Raw genomic sequence first — 14,154 nt, 5'->3', positions numbered from 1 at the left:
GCCTTCAGCACAGCCAAGGAGATCCCCATGGAGTTCGTCTCGGTCCGCATCATCACCGGCGACGTCGCACGCCTCGTCGCGTTCTACGAGCGGGCCACGGGGGCGCGGGCGGAGTGGGCCACCGAGGACTTCGCCGAGCTCAGGACCGCCGGTGCCACCCTCGCGATCGCCGGCACCCGCACCGTCCCGCTGTTCGCCCCGGGCTCCGCCCGCCCGGCGGACAACCACAGCGTGATCACCGAGTTCCTCGTCGACGACGTGGACCGCGTCCACCGGGACCTGGCCGGCTTCGTCACCGACGTCGTCGCCGGGCCCACGACGATGCCCTGGGGCAACCGGTCGCTGCTGCTGCGCGACCCCGACGGCAACCTCGTCAACTTCTTCACCCCCGTCACCCCGGCGGCTGTTCAGAAGTTCGCCCGCTGACGCCGGGGCGCCCCGTCGTCCCCCGCACCACCAGTCTCGGCGCGACCACACTCTCCGGCTGCGCCTCGCCCCCTTCGTCGAGCCGGGCGAGCGCGCGGCCGACGGCGAGTTCGGCGAGGCGGGGGATGTCCTGGGCGACGGTCGTGAGGTCGATGTGCGCGAGCCGGGCCAGCCGGGTGTCATCGAAGCCGACCACCGAGAGGTCGCCGGGGACGGAGATGCCTGCGCGCAGGAGGGTGTCCAGGACGCCGGTCGCGCAGCGGTCGTTGAAGGCGAGTAGGGCTGTTGGCGGGGGCGGGGTGCTCAGGGCGGCGGTCGTCGGGGGCGTGTCGCGCAGGGCTGTTGCCGGGCGGGACGTGTCGGCGGGCGGCGTTCGGTCGGCCCGCGCCGCTGCCTCCGTCGCCTCCGTCACCTCCGTCGGCCAGGAGGCGTCGGCGGGTGGCGTCCAGTCGGCCCGCGCCCCTGCCTCCGTCACCTCCGTCGGCCAGGACGCCCCCCGGACCTCCGCCAACAGCGCCCGAGCCGCCCGCCCCCCGTCCTCCTCCGTCAGCCCGCCCGGCAGCACCCGCGCCCGCTCGCCCAGACCATGGCGCTCCATCGCGGCGCGGTACCCCCGTCTGCGGTCGGCCGCGCCCGGTGCCCGGCCGCCGTCGATGTGGACGATCTCCCGGTGCCCCAGCGCCACCAGGTGCTCCACGGCCTGCCCGGCCCCCTCCTCGTCGGCCGTGCGCACCACGTCGACGCCCGGCGGGACCGGCCGCAGCCGCCGGGCCACCGACACCACCGGCAGCTGCGCCGCGAGGGCCGCCAGGCGGGCGGCCGGTGTCTGCGGGCCGAGCAGGATCAGCGCCTCGCAGCGGTCGGCCAGCAGCGCCTCCACCGCCTGCCGCTCGCCCCGCAGCGGCGTGACCGCGCTCAACGCCAGCTGATAGCCCGCCGGTTCGGCCACCGCGTACAGCCGCTCCACCAGATCCGTGTGGAAGGGCTGGCCCAGCCCGAACTGCACGCCCAGCAGCCGTGAACGGTTGCTGCGCAGCAGGCGGGCACGGGTGTCGGGGCGGTAGCCGATCTCCTCGGCGGCCTCCAGGACCCGCTTGCGGGTCGCCGCGCTCGCGCCCTTCGCGCCGCGCAGCACGAGGGAGACCAGCGTGACGGACACACCGGCCCGCGCGGCGACATGGGCCAGGGTCGGTCGTCGGGTGCTCGCCACTGCCGTCCTCTCCGGGGGAAGTTCCGAGGGTACGGGGCCGGGCGGCCCCGCCGCCGGGATCGTATCCCTCCCGCGCCTGCAACGTTATAGCTCCCGGCCCTTGACAGCCGCCCCGGACGGCTGGCGTACTGCTCCCGCGTCTGTAACGTTTTAGTGGCTCGAAGGAGAGCGGACATGTACACGCTGGCGGTCTGCGCCGAGATGGTCTTCCGTGACCTGCCCGTCGACGAACGCGCCCGGCGGCTGCACGACGCCGGTTTCCAGGTGGAGATCTGGGACTGGTCCCGGCACGACCTCGACGCGCTGGCCCGCACGCCCGCCGAGTTCGTGTCGATGACCGGCTATCTGCGCGGCAGCCTCACCGATCCGGAGGGCGCGGCCGAACTCCTGCGCACCGCCGAGGAGTCGGTGAAGGCCGCCGAGCAGCTGGGCTGCCCCCGGCTCAATCTGCACGGCACCGGTCTCGACGGCGAGGGCCTGCCCGTCGTACCCGTCGCCGGCCCCGCGACCGGTGAGATGTGGCTCGCCGCCCACCGCACCCTCACCCGCCTCGCCGAGCTGGGGGAGCGGGCGGGGGTCGTCTTCACGCTGGAGAACCTCAACACGGCCGTCGACCACCCCGGCGTCCCGTTCGCGACCGCCGCCGACACGTTCGCGCTGGTGGCGGCCGTGGACCGGCCCGGGCTGCGGATGAACCTGGACCTCTATCACGCGCAGATCGGCGAGGGGAACCTCATCGAGCTGGTCCGGCGGGCGCACGGGGCCGGGCTGATCGGGGAGATCCAGGTCGCCGATGTGCCGGGGCGGTGCGAGCCGGGGACGGGGGAGATCAACTACCCGGCGATCGCACGGGAGTTGGCCGCGCTCGGGTACGAGGGGACGGTCGCGCTGGAGGCGTGGGCGCAGGGCGGGGAGAGCGAGCGGGCGCTGGAGAGGTTCCGGGCGGCATTCGCAGGTTAACTGCGCAGGTAACCTGTACAAAAAGTTCGGGTGCTCCTACGGTGGAGGCATGACCGAGCATCGCGAGCCCTCGCCGTCCGCCGTCCAGGCCTCCCAGGAGGTGCGGGCCGTCGTCAGACGGCTGCGGCGGCGGATGCGGGCCGTCGGCAGCGGCGAGGACGTCAGCCTGCCGCAGCTCTCGGTGCTGACCCGGCTGCTCGACGGCGAAGGGCTCGCGGTGAGCGAACTCGCGGCGGCGGAAGGGGTGCGGCACCAGTCGATGGCGGCGACCGTCACCGCGCTCGCCGCCCGGGGCCTGGTCGGAAAACGCCGCGACCCCGGCGACGGCCGCCGCACACTGGTCGCGCTCACGCCGGAGGGCCGCCGCCACGCGGAGGAGGGCCGGCAGGCGCGGGGGGAGTGGCTGGCGGGGGAACTGGAGCTGAGGTGCTCGGAGGAGGAGCGGCGGACGGTGATCGCGGCTATGGGGGTGCTGGAGAGGCTGGTGGGGCCGGCCAAGCCTGACAGGGAGGCGGGCCGTGCTGGGGCGGCGTCCGCGTGGGACGGAGCGGCCGAGCGCCCGGCGACACCGTCCGCGTGGGACGAAGCGGCCGGACACTCGGCGGCACCGTCCGCGCAGGTCGGAGAGCCCGCCCCGGCCGCAGCCGAGCCGTCGGTCATATCGCCCGATGCCGAGCAGGCGGCCCCCGATCATGGCTGAGCCCGCCACCGTCACCCACGCCCCCGGTACCGGTTTCGACCGTCGCCTCATCCCCCCGATGCTCCTCGGCTCGGTGCTCAACCCCGTCAACTCCACCGTCATCGCCGTGGCCCTCATCCCCATCGGTGCCGCGTTCGGGGCCTCGCCCGCGCAGACGGCGTGGCTCGTCTCGGCGCTGTATGTCGCGACCGCCCTCGGCCAGCCGGTCGTCGGCCGGCTCATCGACCTCTTCGGGCCCCGCCGCCTCTTCCTGATCAGCACCAGCCTGGTGGGCGTCGCCGGCGCCGTCGGTATGTTCGCGCCGAACTTCGGGACCCTCATCGGCGCCCGGGTCCTGCTCGGCTTCGGCACCTGTGCCGGATACCCCGCCGCGATGGCGCTGCTGCGCGCCGAGTCCGGCCGTACCGGGCGGGACAGCCCGGCGGGTGTCCTGACGGCGCTGGCGGTCGCCAACCAGACCGTCGCCGTCGTCGGCCCCCTCCTCGGCGGCCTCCTGATCGGCGCCGGCGGCTGGCGGGCGACGTTCGCGCTGAACCTCCCGCTGGCCGCCCTGGCGGTGACCCTCGGCGCCCTGCGCCTGCCGAAAGCGCCGCCTACGACGGCCCGGGGCCTGGGTCAGCTGGACCTGCCCGGGATGGCCCTGTTCGCGGCCATGCTGGTCTCCCTGCTGCTGTTCCTGATGAACCCCCACCTCGGCCTCTGGTACCTGCCCCTGCTGACCCTCGCCGCCGGATCCGCCTTCGCCGTACGGGAGTTGCGGGCCCGGACCCCGTTCATAGACCTCAGGGTCCTGGCCGGGAACACCCCGCTGCTGGCGACGTACGCCCGCGCGCTGGTCGCGTACGTCGTGGCGTACGCGTTCCTCTACGGGTTCACGCAGTGGACGGAGGAGGGGTACGGGCTGACGCCGCTGCGCGCCGGGCTCGTACAGATACCCATGTTCGTGGTGGGGATCGGCGTCTCGGTCCTCGTGGGGCGCAGTTCCGCGATCCGGGGGAAGCTGCTGGTCGGGGCGGTCGGCCAACTCGCCGCCTGTTCCCTGATGCTGACGCTCACCTCGGCGAGCCCGGTGTGGATGCTGCTGCTCCTGGCCGTCCTGTTCGGCATTCCCCAGGGCGCCAATAATCTCGGCTTGCAGAACTCGGTGTACCAGCAGGCCGACCCGGAACGGATGGGCTCCTCCGCCGGGCTGCTGCGCACCTTCTCCTACCTGGGCTCGATGGTCGCGTCGGCGGCCACCGCCGCGTCGTTCGGGCAGCGCGCCGGTACCTCCGGGATGCATCACCTGGCGTGGTTCATGCTCGGCGCGGGCGTCCTGTACCTGGTCATGACGGCGCTGGACCGCAGCCTCACCGCGGCGCGTGGTCCCCGAACGCCGTCACCGACAGGAACCTGATCGGCAAGGACACCAACTCCTGTGGCCCGTGCGGGCCTTCGCCGTCGAGCTGGAGGGCGTCGCCCGGGCGCAGGGTGTACACGGAGTCGCCGTGGCCGTACGCCATCTCGCCCTCCAGCATGTAGAGCAGCTCGGTGCCGGGGTGCTGGAAGAGGGGGAAGACCTCGCTCTGCTCGGTGAGGGTGACCAGGACCGCCTCCATGCGCTTGTGCGGGCCGCGCAGGGCGCCCAGCAGCTCGTAGAGATGGCCGACGCGGCTGCCCCGGCGGACGATCCGCGCGCCGTGGCCCGCCGGGACGTACACCGCCTCGCGGTCCGCGTCCAGGCCCCGGAACAGGGCCGTCACCGGGATGCCCAGGCCGTTGGCCAGCCGGCCCAGCGTCGTCAGGCTGCACGACGTCTGGGCGTTCTCGATCTTCGACAGCATCGCTTTGGAGAGGCCCACGCGGGACGCCATCTCGGCGATGGAGAGGCCGGCCGCCGTGCGGTACTCCCTGACCTGCCGGCCGATGACGACCTCCAGCTCCAGCGCCTGCGCCGCCGCACCGGGGTCGACCTCGCGGTCGGGGAGCGCGGCGGCTGCGGCATGCGGGTCGGTCGGTCCGGTGTCAGTGGTCATGGGGGTCATTTTGCACATGGGGCGTACGAGGAGAAGGCGCGTGCCGGTGCTGTACGCCTCCGCTCCCGCTCACCTCCGCAGCCTGAACCGCGCGGGCGCCTCCCCCTCGCCCACCGCCAGATCCGCCGCCATCCCCCCGATCAGCGGCGCGAACTTCGCCCCGTGCCCCGAGCACGGCGACACGATCACCACCCCCTCGCGCCGGTCCAGGACGAAGTCCTCGTCCGGCGTCGTGGTGTAAAGACACGTCGTCTCCGCCACCGGCACCGGATCGAGCCCCGGGAACCGCTCCGCCACCAACGCGCCGACCCGCTCCCGCGAACCGGCGTCCACGACCCCCGTCCGCCCACCGGCCGTCGTCACCGTCCCCCGGTCGTGCTCGGCCACCTTCACCGCAGGGAACTCCCCGCCGTCACTCCCCGAAGGCAGCGCGAACACCTGCGTCTCGGCGTCCTTGGACACCAGCACCGGCCACCGCGCCCCCGGATCCCGCTGCCGGAAGTGAAAGACCTGCTGCTGCGTGACCCGCAACGGGGGCAGTTCGAAAGGCAGTTGGAAATCGGGCAGCCAGGCCCCGGCCGCCAGCACGACGGTCCCGGCACCGAACTCCCGCCCGTCGCCGGTCCGTACGACCCCGTCGGCGACCCCCGTCACCCGCGTCCCCGTCACCACGGCCGCCCCCAGCTCCCGGGCCCGCCGCACACAGGCCGCGACCGCCGCGTCCGCGTCCACCACCCCGGCCCCGGAGTGATACAGCACCGGACCGGAGAACCGGATGAACGGCCAACGCCCCTGCGCCTCAGCCGAGTTGAGGATCTCGTACGGGACCCCGGCCGCCCCCAGCAGGCCCGCCAGCCGCTCCGGGTCCCGGCCCGAACCCACGTCCAGGCCCCCGGTGAGCCGCAGCAGCGGTGTCCCGCTGTCGCGCTCCAGCTCCCGCCACTCCTCGTACGCCCGCCCGGTCAGCCCGACGTACAGCGGATCGGCGTACGCGCGGCGGAAGATGCGGGAGCTGCCGTGCGAACTGCCGTGCCGGTGACCGATGTCGTACGCCTCGATCAGGGTCACCTCGTGGCCGCGCCGGGCCAGCTGCCAGGCGGTGGCCGCGCCCATCAGGCCGGCGCCGACGACGGCGATCACCGGCCCGCCCCGGGGATCCACTCCGTGCCGGCGAGCGGGACGCGGGCCATCGCGGCGGACTCGATGGTCAGCGCGACCAGGTCCTCCGGCTCCAGGTGGTGGACGTGGCTCTTGCCGCAGGCGCGGGCGATGGTCTGGGCCTCCATCGTCATCACCCGCAGGAAGTTGGCGAGCCGCCGGCCGCCCGCGACCGGGTCGAGCCGGGCCGCCAGTTCCTCGTCCTGCGTCGAGATGCCCGCCGGGTCACGGCCGTCCTGGTAGTCGTCGAAGTAGCCTGCCGCCGACCCGAGTCGGCGGTACTCGGCGTCGTACCTGGGGTGGTTGTCGCCGAGGGCGATCAGCGCGGCCGTGCCGATCGCGACCGCGTCCGCGCCCAGGGCGAGGGCCTTCGCCATGTCGGCGCCCGAGCGGATACCGCCGGAGACGATCAGCTGGACCTCCCGGTGCACCCCCAACTCCCGCAGCGCGCGCACCGCTTGGGGGAGCGCGGCCAGCGTCGGGATGCCGACGTGCTCGATGAACACGTCCTGCGTGGCCGCCGTGCCGCCCTGCATACCGTCCACGACGACGACGTCCGCGCCCGCGTGCACGGCGAGCTTGACGTCGTAGTACGTCCGGGTCGCGCCGACCTTCACATAGACCGGCTTCTCCCAGTCGGTGATCTCGCGCAGTTCGAGGATCTTGATGGCGAGGTCGTCGGGGCCCGTCCAGTCCGGGTGGCGGCAGGCGCTGCGCTGGTCGACGCCGACGGGCAACGTCCGCATCCCGGCGACCCGTTCGGTGATCTTCTGCCCCAGCAACATGCCGCCGCCGCCCGGTTTGGCGCCCTGGCCGAGGACCACTTCGATGGCGTCGGCGGCACGCAGGTCGTCGGGGTTCATGCCGTAGCGGGACGGGAGGTACTGGTACACGAGGTGCTTGGAGTGGCCGCGCTCCTCCGGGGTCATCCCGCCGTCGCCGGTCGTCGTGGACGTGCCGGCCTCGCTCGCGCCCCGGCCCAGCGCCTCCTTGGCCTGCGCCGACAGCGCGCCGAAGCTCATCCCGGCGATCGTCACCGGGGTCGCGAGCCGCAGCGGGTGCTTCGCGTGCCGGGTGCCGAGCACGACGTCCGTGTCACAGCGCTCGCGGTAACCCTCCAGCGGATAGCGGGACATGGACGCGCCGAGAAACAACAGGTCGTCGAAATGGGGCAGTTGACGCTTGGCGCCCCAGCCCCGGATGTCGTACACACCGGTCTCGGCGGCGCGCTGGATGGCGTGGATGGTGGCACGGTCGAAGGTCGCCGACTCACGCAGTCCGTGGGACGCGGGTTCCATGTGCTGCAACTCCCTCAGTACGACGCCGTGTTGCCGGTCTTGAAGTGATACAGCTCGCGGGCCGAGCCGTATCGCCTGAACTCCCCGGGGTCCTCGTCCCGTTCGGCCGCCTTCAGCAACTCGGCTAGTTCCGCGAGGTGTTCGGGGCGCATCTCCTTCTCCACGCAGTCCGCGCCCAGGGACTTGACCGTGCCGCGCACATACAGCCGCGCCTCGTAGAGGGAGTCGCCGAGCGCGTCGCCCGCGTCCCCGCACACCACGAGCCGGCCCGCCTGGCCCATGAACGCGCTCATGTGGCCGACGTTCCCGCCGACGACGATGTCCACGCCCTTCATCGAGATCCCGCAGCGCGCGGACGCGTCGCCGTCGATCACCAGCAGCCCGCCGTGCGCGGTCGCCCCCGCCGACTGGGAGGCGCTGCCGCGCACCCGGACCGTCCCCGACATCATGTTCTCGGCCACGCCCGTGCCCGCGTTGCCGTGCACGGTGACCGTCGCCCGCTGGTTCATCCCGGCGCAGTAGTAGCCGACATGGCCCTCCACGTCGACCGTGTGCGCGGCGTACAGCCCGCAGGCCACCGCGTGCGCGCCGCGCGGGTTCAGCACCCGCCAGGCGGCCGGGTCCGGCGCGTGCAGTGCCTGGTTCAGCTCCCGCACCCGGGTCTCGGACAGGTCGATCAGCGTCGCCATATGTACACCTCTTCCGGCTCGGGTTCGAAGATGCGGGCGTTCGCGATGCCCGGCAGGACGTCCAGCGCCCGGTACTCGGAGGCCATCGCCACCCACTCGGGCGTCTCGGCGACCAGCGCCGGCTTGCACGCGATCGCGTCCCGCACCACCGCGAACGAGTCACCCGTCGACACCAGCAACGTGTAGAAACCGTCGAAGCGTTCGCACAGCAGCCGCAGCGCCTTCTCCAGGTCCGCGCCCCGCTCCAGCTGGTGCGCGATGAAGCGGGCGCCGACCTCCGAGTCGTTCTCGCTGTCGAACTCCACGCCCTGCGCGCGCAGTTCACGCCGGATCGTCGCGTGATTGGAGAACGAGCCGTTGTGCACGAGGCATTGGCCCGGACCGACGGAGAAAGGGTGCGCGCCCTCCGGGGTGACCGCCGACTCCGTCGCCATCCGGGTGTGCCCGACGCCTTGCCAGCCGGTCATCCCGGCCAGCCCGAAGCGGTCCGCCAACTCCACCGGGTTTCCGGTGCCCTTGAGGACGGCGAAGCCCTCGCCGGAGCCGATCACCCGGGCGTGCGGGAGGGCGGCCCGCACGTCGGCGAGCGGGGCGTGCACGACCGTCGTCGCGTCGGCGTCGTACACGAAAGCGTCCGGCAGGGCATCTTTGACTTCGGCCGGTGAAGTGCCCAGCAAGGACACGGCAGTTGTGGCGGGCGGGGACAAGACCGGGTCGCCGTAGACCGCCACGCCCGCCGAGTCCGGGCCGCGTTCGGTGACTTGGCCCAGCATCGCCGTCAGGAGTTCGCCCAGCCTCGGCTCCAAAGAGGGCTCGCGCAGGTGGAGTCCTACGATTCCGCACATCTCAAGTCCCTTCAGAACGCGGTCAGATAGCGGTCCAGCTCCCAGGGGCCGACCGTGCCGTGCCAGTCGAAGAACTCCGCGCGCTTCAGGTCGGCGAAATACTGGCTGACGCCCGGGCCCGCCGCGTCGAGGGCGCCGCTGATGACGTCGTCCTCCTGGAGCGCGTCCACCGCGTGCAGCAGCGTCGGCGGCAGCTGCGGGCCCTTGCCGGCGGCGCCCGGTTCGCCCGGGTCCAGGCCGCGTTCGATGCCGTCGAGCCCGGCGGCCAGCGCGGCGGCAGCGGCGAGGTAGGGGTTGGCGGCGCCGTCCCCGCCGCGCAGCTCGACGCGGTTGCCGTCGGGGACGCGGACGAAGTGCGTGCGGTCGTTGCCGCCGTAACTCGCCACGCGCGGCGACCAGGTGGCGCCCGAGCGGGTGGAGACGGCTCCCGTGCGCTTGTAGGAGTTGACCGTCGGCGCGATCACCGCCTGGAGGGCGCGGGCGTGTTCGACGAGGCCGGCGACGAACGAGTACGCGAGCGGGGACAGGCCCAGGCCGCGCGCGTCACCGGCGTCCGGGAAGGCGGGCTCCGCGCCGCGCCACAGCGACATGTGCAGGTGCATGCCCGTACCGGTGCGGTCGGTGAACGGCTTCGGCATGAACGTCGCGGTCATGCCCCGCTGTTCGGCCAGCACCGAGATCAGATAGCGCAGGGTGACGACCCGGTCGGCGGTCGTCAGGGCGTCCGCGTGCCTGAAGTTCTGCTCGAACTGCCCGTTGCCGTCCTCGTGGTCGTTGGCGTAGTTGCCCCAGCCCAGGCTGTTCATCGCCGTCGACACGGCCGTCAGGTGGTCGTACATCCGGGTCAGCCCGCGTGCGTCGTAACAGGGTTGGGCCGCCGTGTCGCGCGGGTCGGCCACGTGCAGCGTGCCCTGCTCGTCGCGCCGGACCAGGAAGTACTCCACCTCCGCGCCCACCGACAGCGAGAGCCCGCGCGCGGCGGCCCGCTCCAGCAGTCCGCGCAGGATCACCCGCGGCGCGTACGGCCAGGGCGCCCCCTCCACGTGCGGATCGCAGTGCACGAGAGCCAGGCCCGGCTTGACGAAGGGGATCGGGGTGTACGAGGCGGCGTCGGGGCGGGCGATCACGTCCGGGTCGCCGGGCTGCTGGCCGAGGGCCCCGGCCGCGTACCCGGCGAACCCCACCCCCTCGTCACGCAGCTCCTCCACGGCCTGGGCCGGGACGAGCTTCGCGCACGGCTTGCCGGTCAGGTCGACGAAGACGGCGAGGACGAACTCGATGCCGTCGGCCCGGACCAGTTCGGCCAGATCGGTCGTCATGGGGTCTCCCGAGAGGGGTTCACTGACATGAATCATCGTTGCCCATCAGTGAACCTGGCATGCGTTTCGGGGGGATTTCGGCGCGGGAAGCTCTCCGTAAGGCGGCCCGGCCGGGGGTGCGGGCGGGCTGTAGGTGTGCTGTCGGCGCCGGTGGCGCGTTGTCGGCGAGGTGTCGGCGAGGTCCTCGAAGGTGGAGTCGTTCACCTCTCGAAGGGAAGCCCTCATGAACGTCACGATCATCGGCGCCGGCCTCGGCGGCCTCACCCTCGCCCGCGTCCTGCACGTCCACGGCATCGCCGCCACCGTCTACGAGGCCGAGCCGTCCCCCGACTCCCGGGCGCAGGGCGGGCTGCTCGACATCCATGACTACAACGGCCAACTCGCCCTGGAAGCCGCCGGGTTGATGGAGGAGTTCCGGTCCGTCATCCTGGCCGGACGGGAGGCGATGCGGGTCCTCGAACCGGACGGGACCGTCCTCCTGGACAAGGTCGACGACGGCACGGGCGGCCGGCCCGAGGTGCACCGGGGCGAACTGCGCCGCGTCCTCCTCGAATCGCTCCCCGAGGGCACCGTCCGCTGGGGCCGCAAGGTCACCGGCGTCCGCGCGCTCGGCGCCGGCCGGCACGAGGTGACGTTCGCCGACGGCGCCACCGTGACCAGCGACGTCCTGGTCGGCGCCGACGGCGCCTGGTCCAAGGTCCGCCCGCTGCTCTCGGCGGCCGTGCCCGAGTACTCCGGCACCTCCTACCTCGACGTCTACCTCCACGACAGCGAGACCCGCCACCCCGCGACCGCGAAGGCGATCGGCCAGGGCTCGACGGTCGTACCCGGCTCCGGCCAGGACATGTTCATCCACCGCGAGTACGGCGACACCGTGCACGGGTACATCTCCCTGACGCGCCCTCAGGAGTGGTTCGCCCGGCTCGACTTCACCGACCAGGCCGCTGCCGCCGCCCGTGTCGCCGCCGAATTCGACGGCTGGGCACCGGAGTTGACCGCCCTCATCACCGACAGTGACACCGTCCCCGTGCTGCGCGCCCTGTACACCCTGCCGCCCGCCCACCGCTGGGACCGCGTCCCCGGCGTCACCCTCCTCGGCGACGCCGCCCACCTCACACCCCCCAACGGCGAGGGCGCCAACCTCGCGATGCTCGACGCCGCCGACCTCGCCCACGCCCTCGCGGCCCACCCGGACGACGTCGAGGCCGCCCTCACCGCCTACGAGCAGACCATGTTCCCGCGCAGCGCCGACGTCGCGCACGAGGGCATGGAGGTGCGCGAACTCCTCTCGGGGGAGGGGGCGACGGCGCGGCGGCTGCTGGAGATGTTCGAGGAGTGACAGGGCTGGGGGCTGGGCGGCCTAGGGCCTGTCCGGCGGATCTTGCTGGGGTCGCGGGCCCTGGCACGCGCATCTGCGGCGTTGTCGTCGGTTGCCGACGCTCCGCGTCGACGCCCTCCTCCGCCTTGCAGCTGCACGCACCAGACCCCGCTCGCGTGAGCTGGGCAGATACCGTCTATTTCCTCCAGCCTGATCCGCCGGACAGGCCCTAGGGGGTCCGGTCGGCCCCGGCGCGATCTGGCCGAAACAAGCGGACCATGTCCCCGCTTACCGTGTGAGGATGCGGGGGCACTCCCCGGTTACGCGGCCGCCTCTACGAACGGAGCCCCCCCATGCCCCAGACCCTCGGCATCATCGGTGCGGGAATGATCGGCGGTACGTTCGCCCGGCTGGCGGTGGCCGCCGGGATCGACGTGGTCGTCAGCAACTCGCGCGGCCCCGAGGCCCTCGCCGGCCTCGTCGCCGAACTCGGCCCGCGCGCAAGGGCGGCCACCCCCGCCGAGGCCGCCCGCAGCGGGGACGTCGTCGCCGCGATCGTCCCCTTCCGCGCCCACCGCACGCTGCCCGTCGCGGAGTTGGCGGGCAAGACCGTCATCGACACGATGAACTACTACCCCGAGCGCGACGGCCGGTTCGCCGAGCTGGACTCCGGGGAGCTGACCAGCAGCGGCCTGCTGCAACGGGAGCTGGCCGGAGCGCGGGTCGTCAAGATCATGAACAACATCGGCTTCCGCCAACTCCTCACGCTGGCCCGGCCGAAGGGTGACCCCGACCGCAGCGCCCTGCCCCTCGCGGGCGACGACCCGGCCGCGCGGGCGGAGGTGGCCGCGCTGATGGACACGCTCGGCTGGGACACCGTCGACACCGGTGTACTGGCGGACAGTTGGCGCTTCGAACCCGGCACCCCCGCCTACACCCTGCCCTACCTGGGCACCGCTCCGGAGGGGCTGGCGGCCGAGCAGATCATGGAGTGGGTCTTCACCCGGGCGGACGGCGTCACCGCCCCGGCCGCCCGTATCCGCGAACTGGTCACGACGGCGGTACGGGGTCCGGCCGGCGTCGACATGGAGAACATCCTCGCGGCGGTGACCGGGAAGAAGTGAGCGGCGACTCCGGCCGCTTTCAAGGGAGTTGGGCGGCGCGCTTCAGGTCGATCCGTCGAACTCCGTGACCAGCTCCAGGAACACGTCGTGCACGGCCAGCGCCGGTTCGGACAGGGGCTGGCTGTCCGACGTCGCCAGGGACAGCTTGACCGGGATCACCGGATCCGTGATGCGGCGCGCGGACAGGGCGCGGGTGTCGAGGATCGCGCGGGCGGCGGACCACGGCAGGACGGTCGCGCCGAGCCCCGCGTCGACCGCGTTGACGAGCGTCAGCGCCGACTCCACCTCACCCACCACGTTCGGCCTGAGCGAGAGCTGCTGGAAAGCGGAGTCCACGACCTGGCGGACGGTGTGGATACGGCTGGGGAGGAGGAGGGGGACGCCCGCGACGTCGGCGAGGCGGACGGCGTCTGATCCCGCCCCCGTGTCCTCGCCGGGCCGGACGTCGGCCGCCTCCCCGCCGATCAGGAACAGATCCTCCGAGCGCACCGGCGCGAACTGCACGCCCCGCAGCGGACCGCCCCCGTACAGCAGCGCCAGATCCATCCGGCCGGTCATGATCGCCTCGCTGATCACCCCGCCGAAGTTCTCGTTGATGTGCAGCAGGATCTCCGGGTAGCGCTCCCGCACCCCGCGCAGCAGCGGCAGCGCGAGCGCCGCGCCCATGCTGTACGGCGCGAGCCCCACCGAGACGCTCCCGGCGGGCGCCCGGCCCGAGATGTCCACGGCGGCGTGCGCGAGGTCCACCTGCCGCAGGATCAGCTGGGCGTGCCGGTACAGCGCCCGCCCCGCCTCCGTCGGCGCCACCCCGCGCTTGCTGCGGATCAGCAGCTGCTGCCCGAACTGCGCCTCCAGCGCCGACAGTTGCTGGCTCAGCGCGGGCTGCGCGATATGCAGGATGTCCGCCGCGCGCGTGATGCTGCCCGCGTCGACGATCTTGATGAACGAGTACAGGCGTCTGGTGTCCATACGCGGGCCTTCCGGTCGAGCGGAGCCTCATCGTAGGGAGCCGCCCCGAAGCACGGGCGCCGGCGGGTGTGAGGCCCGTCATAACGGTCCGCGATAACGCCACAGTGAACGCGTATTGGTCGC

Annotated in this window: 13 protein-coding genes and 1 pseudogene; 6 read left to right on the top strand and 8 right to left on the bottom strand. The window is 72.9% G+C overall.

Annotated features, from left to right (window positions below):
- The first annotated feature begins 27 nt into the window (after positions 1-27).
- Positions 28-426, top strand: a complete 399-nt coding sequence (locus tag ACYUD3_RS09185; protein WP_470966500.1) for a VOC family protein — start codon at positions 28-30, stop codon at positions 424-426.
- On the opposite strand, the gene ACYUD3_RS09180 is transcribed toward ACYUD3_RS09185, so the two are convergent.
- Positions 392-1,636 carry a LacI family DNA-binding transcriptional regulator gene (locus tag ACYUD3_RS09180; protein WP_470966497.1) on the bottom strand — a complete coding sequence of 415 codons (1,245 nt, stop codon included), beginning with the start codon at positions 1,634-1,636 and terminating at the stop codon, positions 392-394. The two genes, ACYUD3_RS09185 and ACYUD3_RS09180, sit on opposite strands and share 35 nt — an antisense overlap.
- 174 nt (positions 1,637-1,810) lie before the next feature.
- Between ACYUD3_RS09180 and ACYUD3_RS09175 the strand changes: the two genes are divergently transcribed.
- From ACYUD3_RS09175 to ACYUD3_RS09165, 3 genes and pseudogenes are all read left to right on the top strand, one after another.
- A complete protein-coding gene (locus tag ACYUD3_RS09175; RefSeq protein ID WP_470966494.1) occupies positions 1,811-2,596 on the top strand; it encodes a TIM barrel protein in 786 nt (261 codons plus the stop codon).
- A gap of 49 nt (positions 2,597-2,645) precedes the next feature.
- Positions 2,646-3,080, top strand: a pseudogene (locus ACYUD3_RS09170) (MarR family winged helix-turn-helix transcriptional regulator); the annotation flags it as partial.
- Between the two features lie 208 nt (positions 3,081-3,288).
- Positions 3,289-4,692, top strand: a complete 1,404-nt coding sequence (locus tag ACYUD3_RS09165) for an MFS transporter (RefSeq protein WP_470966492.1) — start codon at positions 3,289-3,291, stop codon at positions 4,690-4,692.
- On the opposite strand, the gene ACYUD3_RS09160 is transcribed toward ACYUD3_RS09165, so the two are convergent.
- The 6 genes from ACYUD3_RS09160 to glnT form a co-directional block, all read right to left on the bottom strand.
- On the bottom strand, positions 4,646-5,311 hold the full coding sequence (locus ACYUD3_RS09160) for a helix-turn-helix domain-containing protein (protein WP_470966489.1): 666 nt from the start codon (positions 5,309-5,311) through the stop codon (positions 4,646-4,648). The two genes, ACYUD3_RS09165 and ACYUD3_RS09160, sit on opposite strands and share 47 nt — an antisense overlap.
- Before the next feature lie 69 nt (positions 5,312-5,380).
- Entirely contained in the window at positions 5,381-6,451 is a 1,071-nt protein-coding gene (locus ACYUD3_RS09155) for an FAD-dependent oxidoreductase (RefSeq protein WP_470966487.1), read from the bottom strand.
- Positions 6,448-7,767, bottom strand: coding sequence for an FMN-binding glutamate synthase family protein (locus tag ACYUD3_RS09150; protein ID WP_470966484.1), 1,320 nt, complete (start codon positions 7,765-7,767; stop codon positions 6,448-6,450). The genes ACYUD3_RS09155 and ACYUD3_RS09150 overlap by 4 nt, the downstream gene beginning before the upstream one ends.
- A 14-nt stretch (positions 7,768-7,781) precedes the next feature.
- Positions 7,782-8,456, bottom strand: a complete 675-nt coding sequence (locus ACYUD3_RS09145) for a glutamate synthase (protein WP_470966482.1) — start codon at positions 8,454-8,456, stop codon at positions 7,782-7,784.
- On the bottom strand, positions 8,444-9,301 hold the full coding sequence (locus ACYUD3_RS09140) for a class II glutamine amidotransferase (RefSeq protein WP_470966479.1): 858 nt from the start codon (positions 9,299-9,301) through the stop codon (positions 8,444-8,446). The genes ACYUD3_RS09145 and ACYUD3_RS09140 overlap by 13 nt, the downstream gene beginning before the upstream one ends.
- Before the next feature lie 11 nt (positions 9,302-9,312).
- Positions 9,313-10,620, bottom strand: coding sequence for a type III glutamate--ammonia ligase (gene glnT, locus ACYUD3_RS09135; protein WP_470966476.1), 1,308 nt, complete (start codon positions 10,618-10,620; stop codon positions 9,313-9,315).
- A 223-nt stretch (positions 10,621-10,843) separates the two neighbouring features.
- Between glnT and ACYUD3_RS09130 the strand changes: the two genes are divergently transcribed.
- Both ACYUD3_RS09130 and ACYUD3_RS09125 read left to right on the top strand, forming a co-directional pair.
- Positions 10,844-11,959 (top strand): FAD-dependent oxidoreductase, encoded by a 1,116-nt coding sequence (locus tag ACYUD3_RS09130; protein ID WP_470966474.1) that lies wholly within the window; start codon positions 10,844-10,846, stop codon positions 11,957-11,959.
- Between the two features lie 332 nt (positions 11,960-12,291).
- Positions 12,292-13,062, top strand: coding sequence for an NADPH-dependent F420 reductase (locus ACYUD3_RS09125; protein ID WP_470966471.1), 771 nt, complete (start codon positions 12,292-12,294; stop codon positions 13,060-13,062).
- 42 nt (positions 13,063-13,104) lie between these two features.
- Here ACYUD3_RS09125 and nac read toward each other — a convergent pair whose 3' ends face one another.
- Complete coding sequence (nac, locus tag ACYUD3_RS09120) at positions 13,105-14,031, bottom strand: nitrogen assimilation transcriptional regulator NAC (RefSeq protein WP_470966468.1); 927 nt, start codon at positions 14,029-14,031, stop codon at positions 13,105-13,107.
- Positions 14,032-14,154: the final 123 nt, after the last annotated feature.

The sequence above is a fragment of the Streptomyces sp. AMJ-169 genome, assembly GCF_055597585.1.
This window is presented reverse-complemented; position numbering and strand designations above follow the sequence as displayed.